The 1,990-nt window shown below is 42.3% G+C and carries 1 protein-coding gene; it reads left to right on the forward strand.

Annotated elements, in window-relative coordinates:
- Nucleotides 1-386: 386 nt before the first annotated feature.
- On the forward strand, nt 387-1,607 hold the full coding sequence (locus tag RMO79_RS21900) for an NF038122 family metalloprotease (protein WP_310485385.1): 1,221 nt from the start codon (nt 387-389) through the stop codon (nt 1,605-1,607).
- Nucleotides 1,608-1,990 lie beyond the last annotated feature (383 nt).

Raw genomic sequence — 1,990 nt, forward strand, 5'->3', positions numbered from 1 at the left:
CTTTTTTGTGTTGCTTAGGAATGAGGATTTAATAATATACATGTTTACCCTGGTGCCGACTTTTGGTAGGGGTAATTCATGAAGCGGCGGTTTTATATCTCCTGTCGGAGAGGCTTTGCCAACGGAGGTTCCCTCCGAATAAAAAAACCGACAAGACATTACCCCTACCAAAGGAGAAATTGCACGTTATTTAATCCTCATTCCTTAAAGGAGAATATTTATGATGTCTCGATCGCTTTTTTAGGGAATTTAGATCGGAAGATCGATCGATCTAGCTAATTAACTATAAAAGCTAGGTTTTTCGGCATCTTTGTAAGTATTTGCACGGTGGTAAATTATTATTTTTATACTGATAATTGACTTAATCCCCGATCCTGACAATTTTAATGAAGACTTCTTTAGTGACACTCCAACAGGTAGCGATCTCGACTGGCATGGCATTAAGTGGCATTGGAGTCAGCTCGGCTGTTGCGCCTGTAAATGCCTTAACATTTAACTTCACGCCAGCGGCTGGCACTTCGCAACTAGCAATCGATGGGTTTAGATCGGCAGGTGCGCTGTGGTCTTCTATATATACAGATAACGTTACTGTCAACGTTAATATTAATTTTACAGCCCTCGGTACGGGTATCCTGGGTGGGGCGAATCCCACAAACCAATCCTTTTCTTACAGCCAGGTTTATAATGCCCTGAGAAATGATAGAACATCTGCTGATGATAATCTATCCGTCAATAGTCTATCTGCAAGACCGACATTTAACATGTTGTTAAACCGCACGGCAAATAGTCCGAATGGGCGGGGTAGTGCAACTCCATATTTAGATAGCGATGGGGATGCCAATAACCAGACAATTAGGCTGACGAGTGCTAATGCTAAGGCTCTGGGCTTAGTCGCTAATAACAGCAGTTCGGATGCTTCTATTTCGTTTAGCAATCGATTTACCTGGGATTTCAATCGGAACGATGGCATTACGGCTGGAGCCTTCGATTTTGTTGGCATCGCCGCTCATGAAATCGGGCACACATTGGGTTTTATTAGTGGTGTCGATATTTTAGATGGCAATAGTTCCGGCACTTTTTATAATGATAACCAATTTACTTTTGTCAATCCATTAGATCTATTTCGTTATTCTACCGATAGTGCGAAAGTAAAAGCGATCGATTGGACGGCTGATGCGCGGGAGAAATATTTTTCTCTTGATGGCGGTGTCACTAAAATTACTACCTTTGCAACAGGCGTAACCAAAGGCGATGGTCGTCAAGCTAGTCACTGGAAAGATAATTTAGGGCTGGGAATTATGGATCCCACGATCTCCCCAGGCGAACTATTAGCGATTACTGAAAACGATAAACGGGCATTCGATGTCATTGGCTGGAATCGATCTGCTAGCAGTCGGATTGTTAATAGTTTAGTTGCAAATGCTGTCAGTAGCGATAGCAATAGCCCGATTGCTGCTGGAGTTACTCGTGCTGAAGCGGATGTCACTAGCGTACCGGAACCCTCGAACTTTATTGGTACATTTATCTGTGCTGCTTTGGGTGCCAAATTTATCTTCAAGCGCAGACAGAAGTTAGTTGAAGCTACAGCCAAAGTAGATGCAGACTAAGCCTCTTAACGTAACAAATTGAGGCATTGCTAAAGTCAAGCATGGTTTACTTTAGAGAAAATATATCGTAGATCGGGTAGGGGTAATTCATGAAGCGGCGGTTTGATGCTGGGAGATTGTCCATCAGCCAATTGCTCTAAATACTGATTCAGTGTCAAACCCACATCCCGTGCCCGATCCCGTAACCTGCCTAAGAGGGTGTTTGAAAAGTATAAATTAATCCCCCCAGCCCCCTTAAAAAGGCAGGGCTGATTCATTCCTTATCAGGCTTAGGTTGTCAAGATTAAAAGCAATTAATTTCGATCGAATAAATGGTAATTTCATACTAAGAAACAACCACATTCATCTAAAAACCGATTGCTTTAGATATTGACAAATTCATT

It is taken from the genome of Chamaesiphon sp. VAR_48_metabat_403 (genome assembly GCF_031422475.1).
In the GTDB taxonomy this organism is placed as follows: domain Bacteria; phylum Cyanobacteriota; class Cyanobacteriia; order Cyanobacteriales; family Chamaesiphonaceae; genus Chamaesiphon.